We start from the raw sequence: 26,213 nt of genomic DNA, 5'->3' as shown, positions 1-26,213 counted from the left end.
CTCCTGCCACGGAGGCGGTCTGCTGCCACAGGGCCAGCAGTCGAAGAAGCGTGACGTCGCCTTGGCCGTGATCGCCCGGACAGCGCTTAGCCAGGCTCCTTCTCGGACCCGCTCAATACGGCCCGCCATCGGCACGACACGAATCACACATCTGTCGTCCAGCCCTTGCAGCAGTCGGTGGTGTGACGCCCAGAGACCCAGGCCTGCCCGCAGTAGATCTCAATCGCGTACATCCGTGGTTCACGCTCGCATTTCGCATGGGCGGAATTGCTGAGGTCATGGAACCACTGACGCTACGGTGCCTCGTCGGTGCCGGGCCCACGCCTGGCGACTTTGCGGGAGGTGCAGCTCGGCCGGCACGGGCGGCCTGGAGGCAGCCCGTACCGGCCGGGGTGGGGGGATCCGGTCAGGAGTGCGGCGGCGTCAGCCGACGCAGCCGGGTACGGCACCGGGCGGTGCGCAGTTGTTGGGGATGTTGTTCATGACGGCGGTCTGGTTGAGGATGACGTCGCCTCCGGCTTCGTAGATGCCGCCGCCGTCGGTGGCCTGGTTGAGGGTGACTGTGGAATCGGTCAGCGTGGCAGTTCCGCTGTCGTGGAACAGGCCGCCGCCCAGGGACCCCGCCTGGTTGCCCGTCAGGGTGGTGCTGTCGATATCGAGGACGCCGTTGCTGGTGAGGTTGAACACGCCACCGCCATCGCCGACGGCGGTGTTGTCGTTCACTTCGGAGTCCTCGAGGCGGATGCCGAGGGTGCTGCCAATGTCGGAGGCAGCGAGGGTGTACAGGCCGCCGCCGTCGCCGTCGCTGGCCGTGTTGTTGTTCACCTCGGTGCCCTCGAGGCTGGTGTGGAAAGTGCTGCCGCTTTGGGCGCTGGCGACGGTGTACAAGCCACCGCCGTCCTCGCCGGCGGTGTTGTTGTTCACTTCGCTGTTCTTCAGATTGGTGCTGACGGTTCCACCGTCCTCGACGCCGGCGGAGGTGTTGATGCCGCCGCCGTTACCGCCGGCGGTGTTTGCGTTGACCTTGGTGTCCGCCAGGTTCGTGGTGAAGGTGCCGTCGATGACGCCGACGACGGTGAACATGCCGCCGCCGTCGTCGACGGCGGTGTTGTCGCTGACTTCGCTGCTTTTCAGGTTCATGCTGAAGGTGCCGCCGTCTTGGATGCCGGCAACGGTGTTGATGCCGCTGCCGTCGTCGGCGGTGTTGCCGTTGACCTTGGTGTTCCTCAGGCTGATGTTGACGGTGCCCTGGCCGTCAATGCCGGCAGTGGTACTGATGCCGCCGCCGTCACCGTCGGCGGTGTTGTCGTTCACTTCGCTGTTCTTCAGGCTCATGCTGAAGGCGCCGTCCTCGAGGGTGAGAACGATGCTGATGCCGCCGCCGTTGCGGGTAGCGGTGTTGCTGTTGATTCGGCTGGAGGTGGTGGTGATGCTGGCGCTGTTCAGCGCCTTGATTGCGCCGCCGTCGGTGTCGGCGTGATTGCCGGTCAGGGTGGTGCATTCAAGGGTGAGGCTGCGGTCGTCGTCGACGAAGACGGCGCCCCCGTCGTCTGTGCTGCTGCCGCCGCGGACGGTCAGCCCCGAGCCGTCCCGGCAACTGCGGTCGCGGTCGTAGCTGTCCAAGCCGCTGAGGAGCGCGGTTGCCAGGCCCCAGCCGTCACCGTCGCCCCTGCCGGGGCGGTGGTCACGGCCGTCGTCCCAGCCGTCACCGCGGCCCGGGCGGTGGTCCCTGCCCGGGTAATGGTCCCGGCCGTTGTCGTATTGCCGTTCGCGCCCTGTGCCATCGAGGGTCAGGGCCCCAGCGGGACCGGTGACCTCGAAGATGCGGAACTCGGGTGCGGTGGCGGAGCGTTCGATGACGGTGTCTGGGCCGCCGATGAGAGTGATGGGGGTGGTGATCAGCGGCAGGCCGTTGGGGTCGCCGCTGGGGCCGGTGTTGTCCACCGCGGTGAGCGTGTAGGTACACCTGGGGGCCAGCCGGATGGTGCCGCCCCCAGCGGTGTTGGCGGCGTCGATGGCGTCCTTGAGAGCCGCGGCAACACAGGCGATGGCGTTGGACGACCTGAAAGGGTCGGCCTGCGCGGACGTGGCCGGTACGACGACGAGGCCCAAGGCCAACAGAGCGCAGGCACCGCCCGCTCTCGCAACGATTCTCATGGTGTCTCCAGAGGCGAGGGAATCACGAGCACCGTAGGGACGGCCCGGCTGCCCCGCCCTCAACACGCCCCAGGGGCCAGGGCAGCGCCACACTTATGCCACGCCCCGTCCCCCAGCCCCTCGCCAGCGGCTGCACACGGGCTCTTAGGCAAAATCGTCCGGGTCGCACAGGCCGGCCGAGTTCTATGAGGAGCTGTCCGGCCGATCATGTGACTGGCTCGTTGGTGGCTCTTTGGTCTGGGTATGGGCGGGGTTCAGCGTCGTGATCTGTCGGATGCTTGTGGATAACCGGAACTCCGCCAACCGCCAAGGACGGACTCAGGCGGAGCGCGGCGGTCGGCGCCGGTCGGTCGGGGCGCATCGGACACAGGTGGTCGCCGCCGGCCGGACCTCCAGGCGCTCGGGCGGGATCGTTCTACCGCAGTTTTCGCACCGCCCGTACTCACCACGTTCGAGGCGTCCCAGCGCCTGATCCAGTTCTTCCAGGTGCTCGCGCGCCCGCGCCATCAGGGCAGCCACGTGGGCCCGCTCGAAGGCCGTGCTGCCCCCGTCGGGGTCGTGCTCGTCGTCGACCGCCACCAGGGCGTTCGCCGCAACGATCGCGTCGAAGTCGCGGGCCAGCGCAGCCATCAGTTCGAGAGTGTCGGCGCGGTCGGCCGCGAGACGCGCGAGGGCGGTAGCCGAGGTGGACGCACTACGCTCGTCATGGCCGTATCGGGATGCATCACCCATGTATCCAACAACGCCCCGGCCGCGGCCCCCGATTCCCGTGCTCTTCGCAGTCCTGCAATGGGGCCGCTGGCCTCCCGGCCCCACATCCGTTCCTCCCTGCGAAGACATGACATTGCCGTTCAGGTCACTGGCGGCTGTGGCTGAGAAGGATCGTGACCGCCGGGCGCTGGCTCTGGCTCGGCTACGTTCACTCAGCGACATCGTTTGTCGACAGGCAGGGTGGGGTCGGCGGTGAGGGCATCGCGGAAACGGTTGATGCCGGCGACGACGAAGCCGTGGAGCAATCGCGGTCGATATCCTCCACACCGTCTGCTGGTGGCCATCGCAAAGGAGATCGTTTCAGGCCCCGCCGACAAACCGAAACGGCACCCTCGCCCCGGAAGAGAGCGCAACCAGCGCCTGGGAGCGGGTCCGCACGGCCGTGGCTTCGGGGAGGCCCCGCATCTGTGACCGCGTCGGGAATGGTTGAAGGCCGGCCGGGGGCGGTGACGCGGCAGGAAGGGGCGCAGGTTCCGTGCGCGTAGCCCGTCCCACCCCCGGCCACCTTGCGCGTACCCCACAGTCGCTTTGAGACACCGTCAGTTTCAGCCCCGTCTGTGCCTCTTTCAGACGCGCCTTGGGGCCCCACCGACACTGGTAGGGCCCCAAGGGGCGTGGTGCGACGGCCAGGTCACCATCGGTACCAGCGGCCGCAGAACTCAGCCCCGCCGCCCTCAGGTCGGAGTGGGCGGCTGCTGTATGGGGCGGCCCCAGCTGTACTGCGTCCCGAGTTGACGGGGGCCGGGGCCTGTCCTGCGCGGTCTCCGGCACGAGCCGTCGAAGAGCCCAGCCGCCCGAGGGAGCGAAGTGGCCCGTGGGTTGTCCGGGTCGCCGCTCTGTCGGCGGCGACGGGGTGGCGGTCAGGCCGGGGTGATGTTCTCCGCCTGGGGGCCCTTGGGGCCCTGAGTGACGTCGAAAGTCACGGCCTGGCCCTCCTGGAGCTCACGGAAGCCCGAGGAGTTGATCGCCGAGTAGTGGGCGAACACATCCGGGCCGCCACCTTCCTGGGCGATGAAGCCGAAGCCCTTCTCCGCGTTGAACCACTTCACAGTTCCCGTAGCCATGTCTCAGCCTTCCAGTCGATGAACGCCCGCCACGTATGTGGAGGACGGAGGTGATCGCCCTGGTCCCTGCGGCACCACAGCAAAACACCCACACCGAAGGCGTGGGCAAAGGGGAACTTCCGAACCACGACAGCTAACGCAGACGTTACACGCCCACACGCCCTGTCACCAGGGGAGACTCTAGCCCTCTGGCCGATAGTGGTGCGCAGGCCCGCCGCTGCCCGGCGAAGGGGGCCGCCTCAGTCCGGGGCCGTGGGCTTTCCTGTTTCGGCGGCGTGGCGGTACTCGGTGTTGATGCGCTGAGCTTCTTCGAGCTGGTCTTCGAGGATGATGACGATCACCAGTGATTGCCATCCTGGGATCCTATGCAAGGCGGGTTGCGTACCAGCCCGGGTGGGTGCCGGTGCGGGCGTCGCGGCCGAGCCCAGTCCCCACCCACAGTCAGGTGCAGCCCGGTCGCCCAGGACGCACCCCACCCTGTTCCGTCGGCCGGCCGGAAACCCCGATGCGCGACAACACTCGCTTGCGCAATCCACTTCGATGCCCCTGCGTCCACCTCCACGACGGAAGCTGCGATCACCCGGGAGAGTACGTGTCGAAGAAGCACCAGACGACGGACGCGGCGATGCAGAAGGACCGCGAAAGCCGACGGTTCGGCGCGTGGAAGACCGTGCATGACCGGGTGCCTGCCGCCATTTCCGGCTTGCGCTTTCCGCTGCGTCAACTCCTACGGTCTTCTGTGGGCCGGAGAGACCGGCCCGGCGATGGAAGGTAGGGCAATGGCCTGGTCGATCGCGGACGTGGCCCGGATGTCCGGGGTGACGTCCCGAACACTGCGGCACTACGACGAGGTCGGCTTGCTGCCGCCGGCATGGATCGGAAGCAACGGGCACCGCTACTACGAGGAGGCCGATCTGCTGCGGTTGCAGCAGATCCTGCTGATGCGTGAGCTGGACGTGGGGCTGCGCGAGATCCGGGCGGTCCTGGAGAGCCAGGTAGACCAGGTGGCCGTACTCCGCGAGCACCACCAACGGCTGCTCGCGGAACGGGACCGGCTGGAGACGCTCGCCCACACGGTCGGCCGCACCATCGCCGAACTGGAGGAAGGCAAAGACAACAACGACATGGTGAAGATCAACAGGCCGGAGAACCTGTTCGAGGGCTTCGAGCCCCCCAGCTTCGAGAACGATGCCGAGGTCCGGGAGCGGTGGCCGCAGGCGTGGGAGCAGTCCCGGCGAGCCGTCGAGATGATGACCGCCGAGGACACGGAGCACTGGCAGCGCGAGGCGACGTCGCAGATGATCCGCATGGCGGAGTTCATGGCGGCCGGCACACCGGTTGCCGACCCAGCTGTGCAGGCCGCGGTGGACGCCCATTACCAGTCCGTGTGCCGGTTCTGGACACCGAACGCGGCCGCTTACAAGGGCATGGGCCAGCACTTCGTCGATGACCCCCAGTTCCGCGCGAACTTCAACAAGATCGCCGACGGGCTGGCTGACTACCAGCGAGATGCGATGGTCTTCTACGCTGACGCCCGGCTGAGCTGACCGGCGGATCCGCCTGCCGGGGGCTGCAGACCCCGGCGGCACCCCTCGTCAACCTCAGCCGAGCTCAGCGCATTCATCCCATCGGACAGGCCCAATCATCGCTGAGGTGCTTCCAGGCGGGGAAGGCGTAGCCGCCCTTCTTCGGGGAGGTGGGAGACGTCCGGACGGGTGTCTGGGTTGGTGTGGAGGTGCTTGTCAGTCAGAGTCCACCGAGTTGTTCGACCACGAGGGCGGCGGCGTCCGTCGTGCGTGCGGTGATGTCGATCCGGATCAGTCCGGGCGCCTCGAAGGTGTCATTGTTCATGGCAGGCACAACGGCGGCGGCTGATGTCGGTAGCGGTGACGGAGCGACGGTCGGGAGCCCCGTGTGGTCCGGTGCGATCAGCTTCGGGCTGGTGACGATCCCGGTGAAGATGCTGCCTGCGTCCGAGGATCGCAGTGTGCGGTTCCGGCAGGTCCACACCGCGGACATGAGCCCGATCCGCTGTAAGAAGATCTGCGAGCTGGACGGCGCGGAGGTCTCCTACGCGGAGATCAGCAAGGGCTACGAGCCGTCGGACGTCGTGCGCCGGGGCAGCACCAACTCCGTGCGCTACCGCCGCGCGACGATGCTCCTTGCCTCAGCTGGCGGGAACCGCGTCCCGGTGATCGCCCAGCTGGGCACCAAGACATGGAAGGAGTCCCCGGACCCCGACCGCGACGCCAAGCTGTACCGGATCGAGGAGGTCTTGGACCTCTTCCCGGACCGGGTCTTCGCCTTCGACGAGTTCGGCCCCCTCGGCATTCGCCCCACGATGGGCTCGGGCTGGGCCGCCGTCGGCCACCCCGAATGGCACCCGGCCACGTACCACCGCACCAACGGCGTCAGGTACTTCCACGGCTGCTACTCAGTCGGCGACGACACTCTCTGGGGCATAACCGCCGCAAGAAGGGCGCCGCGAACACCCTGACCGCGCTGAAGTCGATCCGGGCGGCCCGTCCCGACGGCGCACCCATCTACGTGATCCTGGACAACCTGTCCGCCCAAAAGGGCGAGACGATCCGCCGCTGGGCGAAGAAGAATCGCGTCGAGTTGTGCTTCACCCCGAGCCTACGCCTCCTGGGCCAACCCGATCGAGGCCCACTTCGCGCCGCTGCGGCAAGGAAAGAACCCTGCCCTGCATCGTAGGCATGACAGGCAGCAGTTGCCGGCTTGTTGTCACCTACGGAACTGCGGGCCGCGGAGGAGAGGGCAAGCTCAGCGCGTGAGCACGACCCCAGCCACGACGCCGAGGAAGATCATGGCTCCGGCGAACAGGCCGACGATCAGAGATGGGCGGTGCTTCCGGGTGAATACCCTTGCGCTTTCCGGCTTTTCGGGTAGGTAGACGACCGGCACGTTGGCTCCGAGGGCCAGTCCCAGTCCCAGCCCCGTCGCGACGGGCCGGAATCTGACGGGTCGGCCCTGCCGGTCGGTGAACTCGATGACGGGCGTTGAACAATCGTCCCCCGGCTGATGCTCCTGGTCCACCACCACCCCCTCCGCATGCAGCCCGTGCCGACTCAGCCGCATCTGCAGCCGTGCCTCCCGCGCACCGGCCCACAGACTCACCAGGCCCACCAATACGGCCAGCCCGAGGCCGATCGTTTCACCCGTCATACGTCCCCTGCTCTCCCTCGCGCAGAGCCCACCCGGCACGAGCCGCGCATCAGGAGGACGCGGCACGCAGCCCGATTGGTTCACGCAGGTGCGGGCGGGCACACCGGCTCCTTGGGCTTCCGTGGTCGTGGGGGCCATGAAGGGCCGCTCCCTCCCTGAAGCCGAGGACAACACCGGAGGCACAGCCTGATCGCGGCGAGGGTGACCGTCCTGTGAAAGACGTAAGCCCGCGTCATGGAACACGTCCGTCAGGATGGGGGTCCCGGCGCCGTGCGGTTCTGGCGGCGGTGCAGGTGACGGCGATGGGCGGGATCGGGAAGCTGCGCTCCTGGGCCCGCGGCCTGTCCTCTGCCCTGGCGAAGTCGGCACGGGCGAGCGTCTCCTCGAAGGCGGTGGCCGCTCGGCGCGCGCCGTCCAGCGAGGTTCGGTGGCCCCGCACGCGCACAGCACCCCAGCGGCTGCGGCCAGAGGCCATCAGGGCCGGGCCAGCGCCGAACCGCATGCCCCAGGACGGGGCAACGGTCGTCACTTGCTGGCTGCGCTCGGCACCGCGAGAGGCTTGCGGGGAGCCTTGCTCTTCCCGGCCTCCAGCTGCTCCCCGGCCTCGGTGAGCCGATTGCGTCCCATGGCCTCGCGGACGTCGGGGAACCACTCCTTTTCCTCCTGCTCGACGTGATGGCGCACGTTCTCCATCAGGACGCTCATCTTGGCTTTGAAGCGCTCGTCGGAGGGATCCAAGTCCTTGAGCTCGGAGAGCATCCACACGACGGCGTGGTGTTCCTCAATGCTCTCCAGGATGTGATCGGCGTGTCGGGGGCCGCATCGCGCTCGGCAGGCACGCTGCGCAGCGCGGGCTGGTCTGCTCTATGGGGTGAAGAGCACCTTGACGGCGCGCCGTCTTCCTTCTTCTGGAACAATCCAGGCACTGGACCGGTCTCAGCCGGTTCTGGCGATGGTGCCCGGCGTTCCCGAACGCCGCAGCCACGACTACGTCCGGGCCGGCACCACGACCCTCTTCGCCGCCCTCGAGGCCGCCACCGGCAAGGTCATCGGCTCCCTCCACCGCCGCCACCGGGCAGCGGAGTTCAAGAGATTCCTCGCGAATGTGGACAAGGAAGTCCCGGCTGATCTGCAGGTTCATCTCATCCTGGACAACTTCGCGACCCACAAGACGCCCGACATCAAGCGGTGGCTGCTGGCCTACCCGCGGTTCCACCTGCACTTCACGCCGACCAGCGTGTCCAGGCTGAACCTGGTCGAGCGGTGGTTCGCCGGGCTGACCCAGAAAAGGCTCAAGTGCGGCGTCCACCGCTCCGCCCAAGCCCCCGAACGCGACATCCGGGCCTGGCTCGCCGACTGGAACGAGCAACCCAGACCGTTCGTCTGGAGGAAGTCAGCCGACGAGATCCTCGACAAAGTCGCCGCCTACTGCCGACGAGTCTCTGACCCAGGTCACTAGGTCTTGTCTGACAAATGATCGCCATCCGACTGTCTGGCGATCGTGATCAATGGCCTTGCCTCGGTGGTGTCGAGCCAGTGATGCTGAGCCGGTGCCAGGGCAGCGAAAGAGAAGACGTCAGCAGCAAGTTGCGGTTCGCAATGGCCTCGATGCAGGCCGCTGGGTGGTGCTCTTCGAGACGCAGGATGAGTCGGAGTGGCACGCTCACCTGCGTCGTCTGCGTGCCGGGCCGGAGCGGATCGACTGGGGTATGACTCGGGTCGACACCTTCTGTGGACGCCTGATGCAGTCGACCACGTACCGGTTGAGTTTGTTCGTTCCTGCCCCCGCGTGCGAACCCAGTGGTGAACAGCCCGATCATTGATCTTGGGGTGGGTCGTGGCGAGCTGACGGATGTGGCGTGGGCGCGGCTAGCACCCCTGTTACCTGGCGTTGATGGGCGTGGACGGCCGTGGCGGGATCACCGGCAGGTGATCAACGGGATGCTGTGCGGTTGCGGACCGGTGCTCCGTGGCGTGACCTGCCGGAACGCTACGGGCGGTGGCAGACAGTCAGGACGCTGCCCTCAGCCTCGGCGCGGGAGCGCAGGCGGAGCGGCATGTTGAGGCAGACGGAGTCCATGACGGTCACGCCTGACAGGTCCGTGCGGGCCCGCCGGGGGCGGTGCACTGTGCGGATCAGCGGGCGATCGAGATCGCGAAGGGCACGAATCCGCTGGACCGAATCACGTGCGGCACGAACAGTATCGCGGCCTCCGTGGCGCGGGCGGTCTGGATCCCGCCGAGATCAGTGATCCACTCCTTGCTCCAGCCAAGGTTGATGAGCAGTTCACGGACGGTCTGCTTGGCCTGTGGGTCCTCGCCGGAGAGGAAGGCGTCGGGTGCCTGGGTGAGCGTGGCTGGCGCGGTCATCACCGGGAAGAGCATGGTGTTGAGTGTCTTGACCACGCGCGTTTCGGGGAGTGCTTCCTGGAGTTGCTCGGCGAGGCTCGAACCGGGGTAGATCAGGTCGGCGGGCAGTCCGTCCGGTCCGTCGACGGTGGCGTTGGAGACGTCGACGAGGATCTTGTCGCGCAGTTCCTCGCGCAGGGCGACGAGGCGGTCCAGGGTGCCAGCGCCCGGGGTGGCGTTGATGACGATCTGGGCTGTCCGGGCAGCGTCGGCGGCGGCGCCCGGCGTGCGGTCCGCCACGGTCACCTCATGTCCTGCCCGGGTGAGGGCTGTGGCCAGGTTGCCGCCAACGCGGCCGTTTCCGAGAACTGCGATCGTGGTCATGATGATCTGGTCCTTCCGTGCGTGCAGGTTGTGGTGTGCGGTCAGCGTGAGAGCGTGGCGACGGCCTCGGCGTGGACGCCGGGCGCGGCGGCGAGGAAGCTCTCGCTCTGCGGCGTCCAGGGGCGGCCCTCGGCGTCGGAGATCTGTCCGCCGGCCTCGGTGACGAGCAGAGCCCCGGGCAGCAGGTCCGCGCGGGCGCCGGCGAACTGCCAGAAGGCGTCGATCCGGCCGGCGGCCACGTTCAGCAAGTGCAGGGTGGCGGGCACTGCGGTGCGGACGACCAGCGCGTCGAAGAGCATCGCGGTGATCGAGGAGCCGACGCGCCGCACGACCGTCTCGTCCTCGTCCGGCCGGGCCTGGCTGGTGGCCACCATGCTCAGTCCGAGGTCCGCGGTCTGTGAGACGTGCAGCGGCCGGCCGTCGAGGTAGGCGCCCGCGCCGGTGAGCGCGGTGTAGGTCTCGCCCGTCAACGGCAGGTGGACCGCGGTGATCACCGGCTGGTTATCACGCACGAGGGTGGCTGTCACCGCCCACTCCGGCAGGCCGTGCAGGTGGTTGACGTTCCCTTCGGCCGGATCCACGACCCACCACTCGCCGGGCGGCAGGGCCCCGCCGTCCAGTTCGTCCTCCACCCAACCGGCCTCCGGACGCAAGCGCGTGAGGCGGGGGCGCAGGATGTCGAGGGCCGTGTCGTCGTTGGCGGCGAGCGCGCGCATCAGCTCTTCGCGGGTCTGGTAGCGGACCACCTCGCCGAAGCGCTCACTCAGCGCCGAACCGGCAGCGCGCACGGCGATCGCGGTCTGGCCGAGCAGCTCGGCGTCGGAGGCGGAGGCGTCAGTGGTCTGAAGCGTTTCGGACATGGTGGTACTCCCGTGTGAGGAGGGGGGATGAAGCCGGTCGAGCCAAGCCGTGCGTTCCGTCTTGCACTCTCGTCTCGAAGGTAGACAGCTCTTTAATTGACTTCAAATGCATGTCAAGCACGTCTAGGATTACTCATATGCAATTGGACTTGAACCTGCTCGCCGCGCTCGACGCGCTGCTGGAGGAGGGAAGTGTGGCCGGGGCGGCCGCGCGCCTGCACGTCACCGCCCCTGCGATGAGCCGGAGTCTGGGCCGAATCCGGCGCACGACCGGGGATCAGATCCTGGTGCGCACCGGCCGCACGATGACCCCGACGCCGTATGCGATCGCCGTCCGGGAACAGGTGCACGAGCTGCTGCACCAGGTCCAGGGGGTGCTGGCACCGAGCCGTGAACTCGATCTGGCAACATTGGAGCGGACTTTCACACTTCGCTGGCACGATTCCCTGGTCGCCTTGAGCGGCCCCGCACTGCTCGCGGCCGTGCGCGGAGAGGCGCCGGGCGTGCGTTTGCGCTTCGTCGCGGAATCGAGCATGGACACACCCGAGTTGCGGCGCGGCGAGGTCGACCTGGAGGCGAACGCCAACCGCCCGAGCGCACCGGACATCCGCGCCGAGAAGGTGGGCGAGACCCGCCTCGTCCTCGTCGTGAGGCGGGGGCACCCCCTCACCCGCGTCAGTACCGTCACCGCAAAGCGATACGCCGCCGCTGAGCACGTCACCGTCTCACGACGTGGAAACCTCAGCAATGCCCTCGACGACGCCCTGGCGCGGCTCGGCCTCACCCGCCGTGTGGTGGCGACCGCGCCCACGGAAGCGGCCGCGCTGGAGTTCGCGCGCGGCACCGATCTCCTGATCAGCGTCCCCGAAGCCACCACGCAGTCAGCAGTCGCCGACCGCGGCCTGGTCGTGCTCCCCCTCCCGCTCGAACTGCCGTCGGCACCGGTATACCTGTCGTGGCATCAGCGCTACGACACCGACCACGCTCACGCCTGGCTGCGCGGGCTGGCGCGAACCGCGCTGGCCATGCGCGGAGCGTCGTAGTCGACGCCGACCGGCCGCCACCCGTACGTCCACGCGACCACCTTGATGCCGCACGGCCGGCCGCTGTGCGGACCCGCACAAGATCACTAGCCCCCAGCGGTAGGCTTACACGACCACCCTGAACGCGGTCGCGAAGCCCGAGTCTGCCGAGAATGCAGAACACGAAGGTCCTGACGGCCTCCTGGCTGCCTCCCCCCCCAATGCTGCTGGCCCGCCGCCGCGCCTCCGTACCGCTCCGGTCAGCAGCGGCTTGTACGCGCGGGTGCTGGCGGGGGCCCTATGGGTTTGGTCAAGCCGATGGGGCGGGTTGGTGTTCGTGGAAGGTGCCGTCGTGGAGCATCGCGAAGAGGACATCGGTCCGCAAGCCGGACCCGGAGGTGGCCCACGGCTCGGCCGGGGCCCGAGTAGGTCCTCAAGGTGCTGCCACGATTCGGAGAGCTGGCCGACGTTCGGTCGCTGCGTCGAGGAGCGGCACGTCGACATGCTCGCAGCCGTCAGGCCAGGTTGGTCACCGTCTGCGGTGAGGACGCGCTGGCGGTCGCCCTCCGGCCTTGGTTGCCCGGCCATCCTAAGCGGCTGGGAAACTGGGTAACTGCCGTGACGATGGCTGACGGGCCCCGGTAGGGTTGTGATCTTCGGTTGGCGGAAGCCACCCGGAGTCCCCCTGAGGCTGTGCCGACACGATGAACCCCGACGACACTCCCGCACGGCTCCGACTCGACCGTGCTCTGGACTGCTTGGACGTCACCTTTCGCGGAATGACCGCCCGCGGCGACGAGACCCAGTGTGACTGCCACTGGGGCAGCGAAGAAGAGCTTGCGCAATTGAAGGTCCCGGACGTGGTGCTCGACCCGGACCTTCTGCGTCGCACCTGGGATGCCCCCGACTGGAACGACCATGGCGCGGTGCTGCGCCGTATCCTGCCTCAATTCGCCAGGGCGCTGGTCAGTGGCCTCGTGGAGCCCATGTTTGGCATGGACGAGGTCGGACGTTCGTTCATTCGCGGCGACTGGCGGCAGTGGCCTGCGCACCAGAGCGCGGCGGTGTGGGAGTTCCTGCGTGCCTGGTGGGCTCACACCCTCGCCGAATCGGATCCGGTCGTCCCCGTGTATGAGGTCCTCGCGCTGTGCGCCGAGGCATCTGCCACGCTCAGCCCTTGGCTCAACACCTGGGAGGCACTCGAAGTCCGCGTTGCCGACCGGCACCTGGCCGAAGCGGCTGCCCACTGGGAGTATGACCTTCTGGGCGACAAACTTCCATGGGACGCGTGGGACAACGCAGATGACCTGCGCACCGAGCTCGCGGCCTGGTTGGTCCGGCATGCCCCTGCGCGGCTTCAAGCCCAGGACGCTCCCGAGGAACTGCTTCACCGCATACGACTCATCGGACTTAACGGCCCCGCCCGCTGGGAGGACCCGCACTGGCCCAACCACCGCTATTGAGCCGGCTTCACCGCGCCGCCTAACCTGGTATCAAGGGGCCGTCTTGACCTGATTGGGCAGCTTCAGGGCGTGAGGAGTCCGCGCTTGCGGAGGAAGTCGAGGTTCGACGTCCATATCCTTGCCTTTGAGTAGTTGCGTCCTTGTGGCCTGCCCTTCGACCCGGCCGGAGCTCCAGGGGGTGGAGAGTCTGGCGGTGACGGCGTCGATGTCGCGGCTCAGTCCGTTGATCAGGGAGTGGAGAGCGGGCAGGTCGTCGGCGAGGACGCGCTCCATCCAGGCGGGCAGTTGGTCGCCCCGCAGGTCACGCATCATGGCGGCGAAGTCGCGGACGTGGTGGGTGACGGCGTCGAGCTCGGGGCAGCTGGTCCGGATCTCCTTGAGGTGTGCGGCGTCATGGGCGGTCAGGTTTCCGGCGTCGGTCATGATCCAGCGGACGATACGACGCGGTCGTGGCACACAGGGCGGCGTGCGGGTGGCGTGGCGGTGGCGGCCTTGACTCGTACGCCACGATCCTGGTGGACCTGGAGAGACGGCGCCCGGTGGACGTGCTGCCCGGCCGGGACGCCGAACCGCTGGCCGCATGGCGCTCCGCAGCGCGAAATCGTCGACACCGGGCACGCGAATCTGTCCGACGAATTCTTCCGGCGTGGCGCGGACCAGTCGTAACAGGGTGTCATTGGCGACGCGCAGGCCCAGCGCCGCGGCCAGGCGGGCTCCCGCGCGGCCGGCCAGGGCGAGGGCGATCGAGGTCAACCGCTCACGCACCAGTGGTGTGTAGCGGGCATGCGGGCTTGTCAGCCCCGCGATCTGCTCGGCGAACGTCACTGCCCGGCACGCGCGACTCGGGCACTTGAACCGACGCACCAGCAGCTCGATCACCACTCTGGCGCCACCGACCGCGGCATCCGCGAGACGTCGTATGTACCGGCCGTGCACCCGGCCTGACGTACTACCGCAGTGCGGGCATTCCGCACCCGCCGAGCGAGCCCGCGCATGCATCGTGACTACCCCGGCCACAGCCCGCTCGACCAACTCCACCGCGACGTCGGCCAGATGAGGGAACACCACCTCGAAACTCCGCGAAGGACACGCGAGCCATGATCACAACCACCACTGACACCGGCAGCGTCACAAGATCAGCGCCAGAGCCGCATCACGTAACCGTCCACACTGGGACCATACGGTGCGTTACTACATGCCCCTTCCCAAGGGAGGTTCACCTTGAGGCTCGGGCGGCTGACTCGGAAGACTTGTTCGCGGATGCTGTTGAGCAGAGGCGTGCTACGACTCTCTGCGCTGGGTGCCTGGTACGCACCGAGTGCTTGGTCGAGGCGCTCGACAACCGGCTCGAGTTCGGTGTGTGGGGCGGTATGACGGAACGCGAGCGTGGAGCACTACTGCGTCGCCGACCCGGCGTCGCTTCCTGGCGCAATGTGCTGGAGCAGGCCCGCCACGCATGCGAGCAGCCCCGCGCGAGCTGACGCAAGCGGTGTCCGTACCGCAAGTGGTGAGGGTGCCGGGTTCACCTGTGGCCGCCGTGGCCTGGGTGGTCCGGCTTGTTTGTCGGTGGGGCGTGCCATGCCGAAGGCATCGGTGGCGTAGAGCTCGGCGGCGGTCTCGGGACGCCTGTCCGCGAACGAGGCGGCCTTCTTCACCTTCTGGATTCTGACACCTGCCCGGAAGACCCGCGTTCCAGAAGGCCGGCATACCGGTCGACGGAGACCGGACAGGAGCGGACAGCGCTGGACAGCCCCCGTCCCCGTACGCCCTGGAGAGTGGACATCGCCGTGCCGGAGTCTCGAGCCACGCTGCCGACACGAGGAGAAGGACGAAACGGTGGAGCAAACGCGAGCGGGACAGTCATCCGAGCGGCTGGGCTTTCTCACCGATGCGGTATTGGCCATCGCGATGACGTTGCTGGTCATCGAGATTCCGCGGCCGGAAGGCAGTTACTTCGACCTCGGTCCCGACACTTCGGGCACGCAGGCAGCTTCGCACCTGTGGCAGTTCCTCGTCCACGAGGCCGGCGCCTTCTACTCCTACGTCCTGGCCTTCTTCGTGCTGTGGATCGTCTGGCGCCAGCACCACACGGTACTCGACCGACTCAGCTACGTCCCCAGCCTCATGATGGTGCTTCACTTTCCCCTGTTGCTCCTGGCGGGTTTCCTGCCGTTCGCCACCGCGATCATGGGGCATCATCCCGGCAACCCGCTGGCGACCTTGCTCTTCGGCGTGGTTGTGTTCCTCCTCATGCTCTGCCGGTCGGGCGTCCAGAGCGCGGCGGCGCGCTCGGGCGCGCTGTCCGATGACACGCCGGCTCAGCGCCTCGAGCGCACCGCCTGCTGGGTCGTCACAGGCTATTGGGGGCTGACGATGCCGATCGCGTGGTTGACGCCATGGGTACAGGTCCTCTGGTTCTTCTCGGGTGCCGTGGGCCATGCGTTCGCACGGCTCGCCCTGAGTCGCGAGGTTCCAAGGCGGCGCCCGACGCGCGGTAACGGCTGCTGAGGCTCGGCTCGCCGATGGTCCGTCTTGCGCCAGGCCGCCGAACTCCCCGCCCCCCACCTACCGCGACTTTGGTCCCGCACCGTTGACGCCGCGGGGATGCGCCGTCACCCGCCGTTGACATCAGTGCGCACGCGTACGGTGTGGCCATGGGCTCCATCTGGACGCCGGTGCGCAGCGGCTTCACCGAGAACATGATTCCCCCGGTCGGGCCGTGGCAAATGAACCCGGCAGGGGTGGGGACGTGCTGATCCCGTCGGGGGGAGAGGGTGAGTCCGAGCCCGGAGTAAGGACGACGCCTGGACTCCGCCCTCGGCGTGCTGGCTTCCTGGGTTCAGGCTGTGCTGCGGAAGATGTACGCCGTCATGGGGGCGGCTACCGGCCCTGAGCCCAGACGGGCCGTCATCTCTTCGATGACGGTGGCTCGGACGGTCGGCCCGTCGCCGCGTTCCTCGACGGCCGCGGACACCGGAGTGCCGGTGAGGAACCCGATGGCGACGTCGGCGGCCGACGCGGCGCGGCCCTCCAGCGTCAGCTCCTGTTCTTCCTCCATGGTGAACCCCGCGGCCGCCAGGTCGGCGGCAACGACTGCGGGGTCGGCGTAGCCGTGCGGGACCGTCGGGAGGAACTGCGGCGGGTCGGTCGGGAAGGCCCGCTCGAGTCCGGCTTGCACTGCGGCTGTGAAGGCATGCGCGTCGAGCGGGCCCCAGGTGTTGAAGAGGAACCGGCCGCCCGGTGCCAGTACCCGGCGGACTTCGGTGAAGGCCGCGACCCGGTCGGGGAAGAACATCACGCCGAACTGGCAGATCACCAGGTCGAAGCCTCCGTCCGGGAACGGCAGCCGCTGCGCGTCGGCCTGGCTCCAGACCGCGCCTGGGGCGAGTCCCGACCCCAGGGCGACCATGCCTTCGTTGAGGTCAGTGGCCGTCAGCTCGGCCGACGGCGCCGTCGCGAGCAGCTCCGAAGTCAACACGCCGGTTCCTGCGGCAAGTTCGAGGATCCGCCGAGGGCGGAGTGCCACCGCTCGGGCGGCCAGGTCCTCGGCGAAGGGCCGGAAGAGCACCGGCACCAGGTACTGCTCATAGGCCGCCGGCATGGACTCGGACCAATGCCGGTCGGGGTCGATTCCCGTCATCCCCGTAACGGTAGTGCCGCCTCGGGAAACCTCGTCCGCGCCGCGCCGCCACACCGCTCGGAGCCGCCCGCTTCCGGCGGTTGCGGACCCGGACACCCCGGCGCGACCTGGCCGAGCGCTGTGTTCCCTGGCCGAGTGTCCACGGACGTCATTCCTCGTCTCTGTGACCGTGTTTGACTGGGCGTGCTGCGCCGCCTTGCCGTTCATCAACGACGAGCGGTTGCCGCTGGACAACCCGGACGCGATCGAGCGCACCGGGCGCAACCAGGGCGAAGGCCTGTGGGGGCGAACAGACTCCTTGGGGGACGGCGGCTGGGTGGCGTTCACCTCGAGCCGAAGAACCGTGCGTACGCCTGGGCCGTGCACCGTCATCCCGACTTCGGCCGTACCGTCCTGCTGATCCGCGACCAGGACATGAGCGACCTCCACCACGAGTGGATGTTCGGGAACAGCGGATTCCTCTACCGACACGGCGGCTACTGGTGGAACGGCACGGCCTGGCACAGGCCCGGCCAGGTCCTCGACCGTGCCTTCGAGTGCTACGACCCCCGCCGGGTCCGCGACGCCAGCACAGTCACCGCCGCCGACCTCCTGGCGCAGCCCGCCAGACCGGACGGCGTCCGCGTCGCGAAGATCGCTGACTTCACCGCTTCGAAGCCGCTGTCGCACGACTGGCGCGATCACCTTGCCCTGTGGGCCCAGCGGCGCCACGGCACGCCGGACTCCTTCCCGCTCGATCAGTGCGTCGTCGACTTGCGAGCGCCGGTCTGGAGCCGGCCCGCCTCGTCGACCGGACCGGCCTGGCGGAGATCGCGGGTATCGGCCTCGAAGACCTTCCTCATCCGGAACGGGGACGGCGGCGTCTGCCTCCGCCCCAGGCCGAGGCATCCGACGGTCCTCGCTGGTTGGAACCCGTCGCCCGCGACTGGGCTGAGTGCCGCCCTAGCGCAGACGGCCCAGCAGCCCTCCTCGCCGCCTCCACGTCGTTCGGCACCTCCCACCCCCGCGGACTCGTCGCGGACCACAACCTCCTGACCGGGATCATCAAGGACAGCCTCGACGACGAGGACGCCAAGAGCAGCAAGCGGCGATTCGCCAGGACCGGCGAGAAGAGCATCGATGAGGCCGCCGCGACCCTCGCATGGTGGCCTGCGGTCGCTCTCACGGAGGGTCCCGGAAGCCTCTTCCCGGTCTCAGCCATGCGCACGATCTGATCGAGGCCGTGGTCGGCGGGCTCGCCGATGATGCGGCAAGGGCCGGGAGGCGGGGGAAGGATGAGCCCTCTTCGGGGACATCAGGACTGACGTGGTCAAGCTCCTGAACTGGTACATCCAGCGGGACCCTGACGCCACACCGCGGCTGTTCGGCGAGATCCTGCTGATCGCCCGTTACGCGTCTCGATCTGGCACCCCGACAGGTCGGTAGCCTGCTCCGGCGGTTCGCTTCATCTGGACAGCGAACTGGACGGCGAGACCATCGACAGCCTGCTCGACATGGCCCTTCCACCTTCTGCGAAGCGCGCGGAAGACCGCTGAGCGCGGCTGTTCGCGGCGGCCGGGTCCCGTCTCGGGCTGGAGACCCGGCCGTGGTGTGCTTCCGGCCCTGTCGCCGGGAGCGTTCCGCTGAGGCCTGACCGGGACCTCACCCCCGCCTGCGCGGAGCAGGCAGAGGGCCGGGCTGCATGCCGCCCGGCCCTCGCCGGGATGGGTGGGACCGGCTGCTAGCCGGTCACCGCCGCGGTCTCGGTGCCGGAGTCCACCACCCCGTCGGCACCGACCCAGGTCGGCGACGGCGGTGTCTCCGACTGCGAGGTCGCAGCGAAGCGCTGATGTCCGGACCAGACGCTGCCGCCCACCCACGCCCGCTTCGAGGGGCTGTACTGCCAGCCTCCGGCCACGGTGCCGTACCAACCGCTGCCGCAAGGCATCAGATCGGCGGTGAGGCGGACGGTCGCTTCCAGCCGGTCTTCGGGTGCGCTGTTCGTCACGCGACCGGTGGTACGACAGAGCTGCCATACGCGCAGCTGGTCATTCCACTTGTACAGGTCGGCGGAGGCGAGCAGGAATCCGGCGGGGAGCTTGTTCACCTGGCGGCAACTGCCAGCCGCAGAAGCCTTCCACGCCTGAACCTCCGACTTTCCGAATGCCACGGTCCGATCCGTCGAAGACCTGTTTGTCTCGCCTTTATTGAATGTGCATTCCTGCGGGCTGACATAAGTCCACGCTCCGCTTTCGGCCGCCGATGCCGACGTGGGAGTCATCAGCGCCAGAGAACTCACGCCGATCATCACTGCGAGGCTCACACGACCGCCCGGTAACGACCGGAACAGCGGAATGGATCTCATGGAATTCCCTCCTCTCGAGGGGCGGCCCGATGCCGCACCTCTCGCGGTTCGGCCGTCACACTCGCACCGCTGTTTGAGGCATGTCAACGACCAGAAAGAGACATCGGCGCCCCCTTTGCGGATGCGTTATCGAGTATCATTCAACAATTCTGCGCATGACGTGAGTTGCATGTCTGAATAGAGCCGTGTGGATGCGGGACCGCCTCCCCGACCAGTTCTTCCGTGCGGGTATGGCCTCACCTTCCGGACTTCAATTGGCTATTCGCGCACGACTTCGGGCTGCGACGGCGTGAGGTCGTCTCAACAGCAAAGGCTCGGCGCCAGCCACCGCCTCCTTGGCGACGTGTGATCCCTGGGTGAGGATTGGCCCCATGAGCCGTGTCTATGACGATGAGCGACTGGCCGGCGCCTACGAGCGTGACAATGAGATGCCCGAAGCCTCGCTGCGGGCCTGGGTCGAGCTGATCGCTTCCTATGCGCAGCGGTCAGCGCCCTCCATCGTCGAGATCGGGTCGGGAACGGGTGTCTTCTCCGCTGCGATGGCTCGCTGGACCGAGGGAAGCGAGGTGACGGGCGTCGACGCGTCCGAGGCGATGCTTGCCGAGGTTCGACGGCATCATCCGCATCCCGCGGTGCGGTGTCTGCCGGGGGAGGCGGATGCGGTGCCCGCCGATGCGGGCGTCCTCGACCTGGCCTTGCTGTCCGCGTCATCCATCACATCCCCGACCGCGCGCGAGCGGCACGGGAGCTGGTCCGCGTAGTGCCCCGGCGGGAGAGTGGTCGTTCGCCCCACGTTCCGCGAACGGCTGGATGCGCTGGTGTACGACTGCCGGGCCCCAGCTCCGGACGATCGACGAGCGCCGCTTCCCGGGCGAAGCGGAAGCGGTCGCCGACTTCGTTTCTGCCGGGTTCACGTGGGACGAGGTCACCTCCTTCGCCCAGCCCGTCGCAGCGAGCCTGGCGGATTACCACGCCAGGCTGATCGGCCGACCTCAGTCGAAGTTCACCTATCTCACCGATGAGGAGGTCCACCAGGGCCTCGTCCGACTGGAGGCCGAGGCCCGGAGCGAGGCGCTGGACAAGCCCCGGCCAGTCCTCGAACGCTACGACGTGGCCGTGTTCTCGCGCTCGTGACAGGCGCTTCGTCGCTTCAAGCGGCGGCAGCCGACGGGGGTGCGGCTATGCCGACGAAGGCCAGGCAGTGCTCGGCCTCGCGTTCACAGCGGCGATACGGACGTCCCCGCGTCTCGTACCGCTCGCACCGGCGGCGGTTTCCCCCGCGCCGGTGCCCCGGCCGGGAGGTCCGTGGCCGCCATACACCAGCACACCGCGGTCACCCGGGCGTTAGCGCCCACGCCAGGACGACGGCGGTCATGTGCCCGGGGCGAGTGTGTGGGCCAGGGCAAGGCGGGAGGAGACGCCCAGTTTGCGGTAGACCCGGGCCAGGTGGCTGTCGACAGTGCGGGGGCTGAGGAAGAGCCGCTCGGCGATCTGCCGGGAACGCAGCCCCGCGGCAGCCAGTTCGGCTATCTCCCGTTCGCGCTCGCTGAGCAGGCAGCGGGAGTCGGCCGTCTCTGGGCCTGCTGACATTTGTCTGCTCACGCGCTCGACCTCTTCCTGGACGAGGGTCGCCCCGTAGGGGCGGACCAGTGCCTCCGCCGCTTCCAACTGCCGCACGGCAGCTGTCTCGTTGCGGACAGCACGGGTCGAACGCGCTGCGGCGACGAGGGTCCAGGCCTGCTGCAGCGGAAGTCCGGCCACCCGGAAGCCCTCTGCGGCCGCCTCGAACAGTTCGACGGCGTGTTCGTGCTCTCCATGTGCCGCGCGGAGTTGGGCCCGCGCCCGCCGCACGCACGCCCACTGGAGAGGCAGGTCGAGCCGGGCCGCGTCCGCGTCCGCCCGGTCCAGCAGCCGGTGGGCCGCCTTGGTGTCGCCCTGCGCCAGTGTGGCCGTCGCCATCAGGGCGAGCAATGAGGGCCGAAAGGTCGGCTGGACCTCCGGCAACGCATCCCCGCCACCACCCTGCCGCAGGGTCTGCAGACATCCTGCGGGGTCCCCGCCCAGCAGCTGGGCGTGTGCCAGCAGGCTGATCGCTGACGTGGCCCACCAACCGCGGCCGAGGGAAGCGGTGTCGACCGCCCGGACCGCGAGCGCCACCGCCTCGTCGGCATGCCGGCGCCCTCGCGCCCAGACGAGCGTCATGGCGCGCATTGCCGTTGCCAGGTTCACCACGTCGGGCGCTCCGACCGCACGGGCCAGCTCCTCGGCCTCCTGAGCCCTTCGTACTGCGTCATCGAGCCGTCCGCCCCACTGGTCGATCATGGTGAGACCCAGTAACTGGTGGGCGCGGATGTGCTTCTGCGCGCCGCCCGTCGCACCGTGCAGGCCTCTGCTGAGGTGGCGGCGAGCGTCGGTGAACCGTTCGAGGTAGAGCTCGGCGCAGCCGAGCAGGGTGAGGACGTCAGGAGTGTGTCCGGCGACGCCGTCGGGCAGTGCGTCCAGGAGCCGGGCACAGCTCACCACCTCGGGCAAGCCCTCGGTCACGTTACCTGAGAAGACGTCGCAGAAGGCGTTCAGGACCCGCAACGCGACCCTGGCGGTCGGCCCGGCCTCGACCCTTGCCCGAGCCGCCGCCCGGAGCAGCGGTCGCGCCTGGTCGTGGGTGCCGCGCAGGACGTGCACCAGGCCGTACTGGAACACGAGCTCGGCGGCCTCGGCGGACAGGGCGGTCGGAAGCGGCTGAGGCAGCAGGCCGATCCCGCTGTGGGCGATGGCCTCGGCCTCCTCGTAGCGGCAGAGCAGGCGTTCGGCGTCGGCGCACACCGCGTGAGCCTTCAGGAGCTGTGCCGGTGTCAGGTGCGGGCGGTGGTCGGCGAGTAGTTCGTGCGCGAGGTCGCGGGCCACTCCCAGGCGTCCCGCGGCGATCAGCGCTCGGCAGTGGGCGATTTCCAGGTCCATTCGGCGCTCTGGCGTACGGTCGCGGTCGGGCAGGGAGTCCAGAGCCAGGCGCAGCCAGCGAGCCGCGGTCGCCGGCGCACGAGTGGCCAGCTCCGCAGCACCCCGTGTCAGGATCCCCGACGCAGCGGCACCGTCCGTGCCGGCGAGGTACTCGGCGTGCCGCGCCTGTTCGCACGCGCGGCCCCCGCGTCCCTCCACCATCCGCAGAGCCTGCCGGTGGGCGCGCAGTTGGGAAGACAGGTCGGCGCTGTCGTGTGCGACGTGTCCGATGACCGGGTGACGGAAGGACAGGCGCCCGCCTGGGCCCGCCGGGCGCATCAGGTCCGCGCGGGTCAGTTCGGCGAACGCCTCCAGGGTGCGTTGCGGGCCGAGCCCAGAGATCCGGTCGACGTCCTCCAACCGGAACGCCCCGCCGAGGACGGCCGAGGCTCTGGCGGCGGTGGCCGCCTCCGGAGTGAGCGCATCGAGTTCGGCGACCACCGACACCGCCTCGCGGAGCAGGCCCTGGCTGTCAGCCCCGGCACGCTCCGGCCAGGTTTCGGGGTCCCAGCGGGCCGCGACGAGCAGCCGCAGGTAGCAAGGGTTGCCCTCGGACGCGAGGGTCAACCGGGCAGCGAGCGAGTCGAGTTCACCATCGGCCGGCCTCTCCGGAGCACTGCCCTGCGTGCGCCAGGCCCTGAGAAGGGCCGCCACCGCGCGGACGTCCAGCGGCCCGGGCTCCAGCCGTGCCACGGTGCCTGTCCGGACTCCGTGGTCCAGAGCGGCCAGCAGGGCCGGCGGGCTCTGCCGGGGGCGGTGCGCCACGACGAGGAGGAATCGGCGCAGCGGGGAGCGGAGCAGGCGCAGCACCAGGTCCAGGGAAGGCCGGTCGCACCCGTGCAGGTCGTCGAGCACCAGCAAGGTGGGTGCGAGCCGTTCGCGGAGCCCGTCCCGGTACGCCTCCTGGTCCGGCGGTCGTGCGGCACCCAGGGCGTCGTGGAAGAGCTGGAAGGGGGTGTGAGGGGTCTGCAAGGAATAGGTTCTGGTCACCGGAATGCCGCGGTGCACGGCTAGTTGGGCCAGCGCCGAGAGGAGGCGTGTCTTGCCGGTGCCCGGTTCCCCGGCGATCTCCACGACGGCCCCATGACCTTGGGCCAGGGCTGCGACGGAGTGCGTGAGTTGGCCGATCTCTGCTTCGCGCGCGGCCAGCGGACCGTCCGGGGCGGGCGACGGCACGACGAACACAGCACCTCCCCTTCGGCCGAGAGCTTCGGCCCATCCGGCACAGGGCCACCCGACAGCGACCGGGACCACCTTATCGAGAGCGCACGAACGACTCCACAGCAGTTTCGGAACTACTTCCTCGACTTGCACTTCGAATCGAAAGTGCTACTCCAGGCCTGGCCGGGTTCACTCCGGCACGTCCCATGTGAACCGGTGCACATGGATGCCGAAGTACGGGAACGACTCGACCTCTCGCACACCGGGAAGGGTCCTGATCTCGTCGTTGATGATGACGAACAGTTCGTCCATGGTGCGGCATACGACTTCGGCGAACAGGTCGAAGGAACCCGCGGTGGCGACGAGGTAGATCACTCCTGGGATGCGCTCCAGCGCCGCGATGACCTCGCGGGGAAGGCCATGCACCTTGATGCCCAGCAACGCCATGACAGGCAGACCGAGCCGCAGGGGGTCCGTCACCGCTGCGAACTGCAGCAGGCCGTTCTCCGTCAACCGTGCGACCCGCGCCCGCACGGCGGGGGCCGACAGCCCCACCTCTCTGCCGAGATCGGTGTAGGAGGCGCGACCGTCCTGCTGGAGCAGACGGATCAAGGTCCGGTCGACGGTGTCCAGTTCAATGCGGGCCGTCACGGGCACCGCCTTTCCTTCCAGGGGCGGGGGACCGCGGTGACCGTACCAACAGCCGGGCTCCTGGAGTGTGCCGGTCCGGCTGTTCGGAGAGTGCGCCGGCCACGAGACTCCGTAATGCATTCAGTAGTTCTACGGCTGTGTGGCGCCGGCCGCCCCGGGAAGACTCCGGTGCCGTCAGCTCCTCACCGTCCGATCTGGAGAAGCCGTGAGACTCAGATCCATGGCGGCGGCCGCCGCACTCGGCGCCGCCGTCCTCACCACCGTGCCGGCCGCGACCGTTCCCTACACCGCCTACGCCTGCGAGGAAGACTCCCAATCCGCCTGCGACGAGCACGATGATGACGAGGGCGAGCACGACCCCGGTGACTGGGACGACCCGGGCGGCGAGGGAGACCCTGGCGACGATGGCAACGACGACGGCGGCGGCAACGACGGTGGGGGAGGCGCCTCGGACGGCGGCGACCCCGACGTGAGCTCCGGTCAGATCGGCGACCCTGTGACAGCCACCTTGCCCACGGTCGTGATCGTCGGGAAGGCCGCGCCGCCACCGATCATGCCCACAGACCCCTACATCCCCAGCTTCAGCTGGGGCGGCGGCGAAGGCGGCGGAGGAGGCCGCAGCGCCACCGTGCACAGCAAGGGTCGGAAGTGGGAGGAGCCCCAGAACTGCTACCGCAACAACTCCAACGTCGCCCAGAAGCTGTCGGACACCGTCAGCTACAGCGTGTCGTTCAAGGTGAGCGCAAACCTCTCGGCCTCGGCGGGCGAGGTGCTCTCCGCCACCCTCGGCGCCGAGCTCAACACCACCACCACCCGCACCTACGGCGTGGAAGTCACTCTCAACCCCGGTGAGAGCTGGGGCCTGTTCGTCGAGTACCAGACCAACGTCTACGCCGTCACCACTTCGGACGCGGGTGGCCGCTACAACACCGAGTACGTGAACGTGACGGCACCCACCGGAGTACAGACCGGGCGCTCCTGCTGATGTCGTTCAACCCGACTCGCCCGGCGGTACGACGGATTTCCCCCGTCGTACCGCCGATCGACGCCGAGGCCATCCCCGTTAGGGCCCGGACGGCGGCACTGGACGCCCTGGCCGCGCTGAGCGTGGCCGTAGGGCGCCACCTCGGCAATCCCGACCTCTTCCAGCGTCCCCGCTTCCGTACGAAGGTCCACAGCCGGTACCTCGACGCCGCGCACGGCGGTCGGGAGGTCGAGCGGATCGCTGCGGCGGCCGAACAACGGGCGGCGGCAGGCTTGGCGGCCGTGCACTCGGTCCGCGTCGAGCGACTCGAACACCCGGACCGGCGGCCCTGCTTCACCCCGGACGCTCTCGCTGAACTGCACCGCCTGCTCGTCCACGGCGATCCCAGCATCCCCGGGGGAGGCGGTCTGCGCCACGCCCCCGCCAAGGTCACCTGGGCCGACGGGCGCTGCTTCGCGATCGACGTCGCCCCCGGCCGGCCTCTGCGCCACCATGTCGAGCGCTGGCATCAGTGGGGGACTCGTACCACGTCACCGGCCCTGGACGCGGCGGCGCTGAGCATGCTGTGCCTCTTCACGATCCATCCGTTCCCTGACGGCAACGGTCGGACGGCACGTCTGCTCGCCCAGTGCGACCTGGTGGCCGCCGACCTGATGCCGGGGTTGCTCCTCGACCTGGAGGGCTGGACTCACCACCACCGAATCGAGCATGACGAGGCCGTGGTCGCCGCGGCGCTGGGCCACTGGGAAGTGTGGGGTGAGGTGTTCGCGCGGGCGGTCGCCGAGACCGCCCGCCAACGGATCACCACTGTCACGGAGTACGGCCGCCTGATCGACTCTGCGATTCACCAGGCGGGCGGCGAGACCGTCGCGACGGCGGTCCTCACCTGCTTGCGCTCCTCCCCGGCGGTATCGGCGCAATGGCTGCGCGGCCGGATCCCGTACGATCCGGAACGGGCCCTCGCTCGTCTGCAGGCCGCGGGGATCCTGTCTCCCCACCCGCGCTTGCCGCAGGCAGTGGTCCACCCTGAGTCGCTGGCCGTCCTGGAAACGGCCTACGGCACCCGCCCGCCGCAGCAAAGCGGGTACTGAGCCTCACCAGCAGATGACACGGGACCGGCTGGAGGAAGCGTGCCCCAGGAACAGCACATCCGTCCCGCGGCCGCAGAGGTTCCGATGG

General features: G+C 68.7%; 24 protein-coding genes and 4 pseudogenes. 13 read left to right on the top strand and 15 right to left on the bottom strand.

Translation table 11 applies throughout. From position 1 onward, the window contains the following. Positions 1 to 423: 423 nt before the first annotated feature. The 4 genes and pseudogenes from ACFV6V_RS16215 to ACFV6V_RS16200 all read right to left on the bottom strand — a co-directional run. Positions 424 to 1,944 carry a hypothetical protein gene (locus tag ACFV6V_RS16215; RefSeq protein WP_385564886.1) on the bottom strand — a complete coding sequence of 507 codons (1,521 nt, stop codon included), beginning with the start codon at positions 1,942 to 1,944 and terminating at the stop codon, positions 424 to 426. A 531-nt stretch (positions 1,945 to 2,475) separates the two neighbouring features. Further along, positions 2,476 to 2,787, bottom strand: a complete 312-nt coding sequence (locus ACFV6V_RS16210; protein WP_385565034.1) for a TraR/DksA family transcriptional regulator — start codon at positions 2,785 to 2,787, stop codon at positions 2,476 to 2,478. A 1,001-nt stretch (positions 2,788 to 3,788) separates the two neighbouring features. Further along, positions 3,789 to 3,992 (bottom strand): cold-shock protein, encoded by a 204-nt coding sequence (locus tag ACFV6V_RS16205; protein WP_385564883.1) that lies wholly within the window; start codon positions 3,990 to 3,992, stop codon positions 3,789 to 3,791. Positions 3,993 to 4,231: 239 nt separating this feature from the next. After that, a pseudogene (locus tag ACFV6V_RS16200) lies at positions 4,232 to 4,327 on the bottom strand (MerR family transcriptional regulator); the annotation flags it as partial. Positions 4,328 to 4,771: 444 nt separating this feature from the next. Here ACFV6V_RS16200 and ACFV6V_RS16195 point away from each other — a divergent pair. Together ACFV6V_RS16195 and ACFV6V_RS16190 are read left to right on the top strand one after the other, a co-directional pair. Beyond that, a complete protein-coding gene (locus ACFV6V_RS16195; protein WP_385564880.1) occupies positions 4,772 to 5,539 on the top strand; it encodes a MerR family transcriptional regulator in 768 nt (255 codons plus the stop codon). Between the two features lie 302 nt (positions 5,540 to 5,841). Beyond that, positions 5,842 to 6,681, top strand: a pseudogene (locus ACFV6V_RS16190) (transposase); the annotation flags it as partial. Between the two features lie 95 nt (positions 6,682 to 6,776). On the opposite strand, the gene ACFV6V_RS16185 reads toward ACFV6V_RS16190, so the two are convergent. The 3 genes from ACFV6V_RS16185 to ACFV6V_RS16175 all read right to left on the bottom strand — a co-directional run bounded on the left by ACFV6V_RS16185 (position 6,777) and on the right by ACFV6V_RS16175 (position 7,937). After that, entirely contained in the window at positions 6,777 to 7,178 is a 402-nt protein-coding gene (locus ACFV6V_RS16185; protein WP_385564878.1) for a DUF3592 domain-containing protein, read from the bottom strand. Between the two features lie 232 nt (positions 7,179 to 7,410). After that, a complete protein-coding gene (locus ACFV6V_RS16180; RefSeq protein ID WP_385564875.1) occupies positions 7,411 to 7,617 on the bottom strand; it encodes a hypothetical protein in 207 nt (68 codons plus the stop codon). 86 nt (positions 7,618 to 7,703) lie between these two features. Next, entirely contained in the window at positions 7,704 to 7,937 is a 234-nt protein-coding gene (locus tag ACFV6V_RS16175; RefSeq protein WP_385565031.1) for a hemerythrin HHE cation-binding protein, read from the bottom strand. A gap of 157 nt (positions 7,938 to 8,094) precedes the next feature. On the opposite strand from ACFV6V_RS16175, the pseudogene ACFV6V_RS16170 reads away from it, so the two are divergent. Both ACFV6V_RS16170 and ACFV6V_RS16165 read left to right on the top strand, forming a co-directional pair. Further along, positions 8,095 to 8,637: pseudogene (locus ACFV6V_RS16170) on the top strand (IS630 family transposase); the annotation flags it as partial. Between the two features lie 371 nt (positions 8,638 to 9,008). Further along, positions 9,009 to 9,190 (top strand): annotated as a pseudogene (locus tag ACFV6V_RS16165) (transposase); the annotation flags it as partial. Here the strand turns inward: ACFV6V_RS16165 and ACFV6V_RS16160 are convergent. Genes ACFV6V_RS16160 through ACFV6V_RS16150 form a run of 3 tightly spaced genes read right to left on the bottom strand, consistent with a single transcriptional unit; the run spans position 9,169 to position 10,771 of the window. Then, complete coding sequence (locus ACFV6V_RS16160; protein ID WP_385564872.1) at positions 9,169 to 9,306, bottom strand: STAS domain-containing protein; 138 nt, start codon at positions 9,304 to 9,306, stop codon at positions 9,169 to 9,171. The pseudogene ACFV6V_RS16165 and the gene ACFV6V_RS16160 sit on opposite strands and share 22 nt — an antisense overlap. An 8-nt stretch (positions 9,307 to 9,314) precedes the next feature. Next, positions 9,315 to 9,911, bottom strand: a complete 597-nt coding sequence (locus ACFV6V_RS16155; protein WP_385564869.1) for an NADPH-dependent F420 reductase — start codon at positions 9,909 to 9,911, stop codon at positions 9,315 to 9,317. Positions 9,912 to 9,952: 41 nt separating this feature from the next. Continuing rightward, positions 9,953 to 10,771, bottom strand: a complete 819-nt coding sequence (locus tag ACFV6V_RS16150; RefSeq protein WP_385564868.1) for an inositol monophosphatase family protein — start codon at positions 10,769 to 10,771, stop codon at positions 9,953 to 9,955. Positions 10,772 to 10,908: 137 nt separating this feature from the next. On the opposite strand from ACFV6V_RS16150, the gene ACFV6V_RS16145 reads away from it, so the two are divergent. Continuing rightward, a complete protein-coding gene (locus tag ACFV6V_RS16145; protein WP_385564867.1) occupies positions 10,909 to 11,814 on the top strand; it encodes a LysR family transcriptional regulator in 906 nt (301 codons plus the stop codon). Between the two features lie 683 nt (positions 11,815 to 12,497). Beyond that, entirely contained in the window at positions 12,498 to 13,256 is a 759-nt protein-coding gene (locus tag ACFV6V_RS16140; protein WP_385564865.1) for a hypothetical protein, read from the top strand. A gap of 30 nt (positions 13,257 to 13,286) precedes the next feature. Here the strand turns inward: ACFV6V_RS16140 and ACFV6V_RS16135 are convergent, their stop codons facing one another. Continuing rightward, positions 13,287 to 14,255 carry a transposase family protein gene (locus ACFV6V_RS16135; protein WP_385565028.1) on the bottom strand — a complete coding sequence of 323 codons (969 nt, stop codon included), beginning with the start codon at positions 14,253 to 14,255 and terminating at the stop codon, positions 13,287 to 13,289. A gap of 179 nt (positions 14,256 to 14,434) precedes the next feature. Here ACFV6V_RS16135 and ACFV6V_RS16130 point away from each other — a divergent pair, with 179 nt between their 5' ends. Together ACFV6V_RS16130 and ACFV6V_RS16125 are read left to right on the top strand one after the other, a co-directional pair. After that, a complete protein-coding gene (locus ACFV6V_RS16130; protein WP_385565025.1) occupies positions 14,435 to 14,737 on the top strand; it encodes a WhiB family transcriptional regulator in 303 nt (100 codons plus the stop codon). 355 nt (positions 14,738 to 15,092) lie between these two features. Continuing rightward, a complete protein-coding gene (locus ACFV6V_RS16125; RefSeq protein WP_385564863.1) occupies positions 15,093 to 15,764 on the top strand; it encodes a TMEM175 family protein in 672 nt (223 codons plus the stop codon). Positions 15,765 to 16,095: 331 nt separating this feature from the next. Here the strand turns inward: ACFV6V_RS16125 and ACFV6V_RS16120 are convergent, their stop codons facing one another. Further along, a complete protein-coding gene (locus ACFV6V_RS16120) occupies positions 16,096 to 16,896 on the bottom strand; it encodes a class I SAM-dependent methyltransferase (protein WP_385564862.1) in 801 nt (266 codons plus the stop codon). Positions 16,897 to 17,636: 740 nt separating this feature from the next. Between ACFV6V_RS16120 and ACFV6V_RS16115 the strand changes: the two genes are divergently transcribed. After that, positions 17,637 to 18,110: a hypothetical protein gene (locus tag ACFV6V_RS16115; RefSeq protein ID WP_385564860.1), complete on the top strand. Its 474-nt coding sequence runs from the start codon at positions 17,637 to 17,639 to the stop codon at positions 18,108 to 18,110. A gap of 506 nt (positions 18,111 to 18,616) precedes the next feature. Here ACFV6V_RS16115 and ACFV6V_RS16110 read toward each other — a convergent pair. Further along, positions 18,617 to 19,240 carry a hypothetical protein gene (locus ACFV6V_RS16110; protein WP_385564857.1) on the bottom strand — a complete coding sequence of 208 codons (624 nt, stop codon included), beginning with the start codon at positions 19,238 to 19,240 and terminating at the stop codon, positions 18,617 to 18,619. Between the two features lie 371 nt (positions 19,241 to 19,611). Between ACFV6V_RS16110 and ACFV6V_RS16105 the strand changes: the two genes are divergently transcribed. Next, a complete protein-coding gene (locus ACFV6V_RS16105; protein ID WP_385564854.1) occupies positions 19,612 to 20,001 on the top strand; it encodes a class I SAM-dependent methyltransferase in 390 nt (129 codons plus the stop codon). Positions 20,002 to 20,050: 49 nt separating this feature from the next. Then, entirely contained in the window at positions 20,051 to 20,374 is a 324-nt protein-coding gene (locus tag ACFV6V_RS16100; RefSeq protein ID WP_385564851.1) for a hypothetical protein, read from the top strand. Between the two features lie 237 nt (positions 20,375 to 20,611). Here ACFV6V_RS16100 and ACFV6V_RS16095 read toward each other — a convergent pair whose 3' ends face one another. Together ACFV6V_RS16095 and ACFV6V_RS16090 are read right to left on the bottom strand one after the other, a co-directional pair. Beyond that, positions 20,612 to 23,422, bottom strand: coding sequence for a LuxR C-terminal-related transcriptional regulator (locus tag ACFV6V_RS16095; RefSeq protein WP_385564848.1), 2,811 nt, complete (start codon positions 23,420 to 23,422; stop codon positions 20,612 to 20,614). 165 nt (positions 23,423 to 23,587) lie between these two features. Further along, positions 23,588 to 24,049, bottom strand: coding sequence for an Lrp/AsnC family transcriptional regulator (locus ACFV6V_RS16090; protein ID WP_385564845.1), 462 nt, complete (start codon positions 24,047 to 24,049; stop codon positions 23,588 to 23,590). 205 nt (positions 24,050 to 24,254) lie between these two features. Between ACFV6V_RS16090 and ACFV6V_RS16085 the strand changes: the two genes are divergently transcribed. Continuing rightward, complete coding sequence (locus ACFV6V_RS16085) at positions 24,255 to 25,034, top strand: DUF6426 family protein (protein ID WP_385564842.1); 780 nt, start codon at positions 24,255 to 24,257, stop codon at positions 25,032 to 25,034. Continuing rightward, positions 25,034 to 26,125 (top strand): Fic family protein, encoded by a 1,092-nt coding sequence (locus ACFV6V_RS16080; RefSeq protein WP_385564839.1) that lies wholly within the window; start codon positions 25,034 to 25,036, stop codon positions 26,123 to 26,125. Before ACFV6V_RS16085 ends, ACFV6V_RS16080 begins: the two co-directional genes overlap by 1 nt. The last annotated feature ends 88 nt before the right edge of the window (positions 26,126 to 26,213 follow it).

This window comes from Streptomyces sp. NPDC059828 (genome assembly GCF_042731955.1).
GTDB lineage: Bacteria > Actinomycetota > Actinomycetes > Streptomycetales > Streptomycetaceae > Streptomyces.
This window is presented reverse-complemented; position numbering and strand designations above follow the sequence as displayed.